This window comes from Pseudarthrobacter sp. 05T312, from assembly GCF_056396685.1.
Genome location: NZ_JBFTLY010000062.1, coordinates 1 through 402, shown reverse-complemented (window position 1 = coordinate 402; position 402 = coordinate 1). Strand labels below are relative to the sequence as shown.

1 protein-coding gene is annotated in these 402 nt (G+C 65.2%); it reads left to right on the top strand.

Annotation, left to right across the window (positions count from 1 at the left end; genetic code table 11):
* Nucleotides 1-109: 109 nt before the first annotated feature.
* The coding region (locus AC1DIP_RS22310; RefSeq protein WP_477735129.1) for a leucine zipper domain-containing protein at nt 110-402 on the top strand (293 nt) is incomplete at its 3' end.

The following is a 402-nucleotide window of genomic DNA, read 5'->3' as shown; positions in this document are numbered from 1 at the left end:
CTAGGTGTAATTCCCAGGGACGTTGTGAACAGCGTGGCGTGATGTAAGAGGCGAGGGCCTCCGGTATCGATTTGGGTTACCACACTCATCTCGACGCCAGGAGGCCCTCGTGTCCTACGTTACCCACGCCAACGCCGACCTCACACCTAAGGCCAGGGGTAAGCTCGCCCGCTTAGTCATCGAGCAGGGCTGGACGTTGCGCCGAGCTGCAGAGCGTTTCCAGTGCTCGCCCGCCACCGCAAAGAAATGGGTGGACCGGTACCTCGCCCGGGGTGAGGACGGCATGGCTGACGCGTCCTCCCGCCCGCGGCGGAGCCCGAACCGCACACCCATACGCACCGAGCGCCGGATCGTTGCGTTGCGTTTCARCCGGCRGTGGGGACCGCACCGGATTGCGGCCCA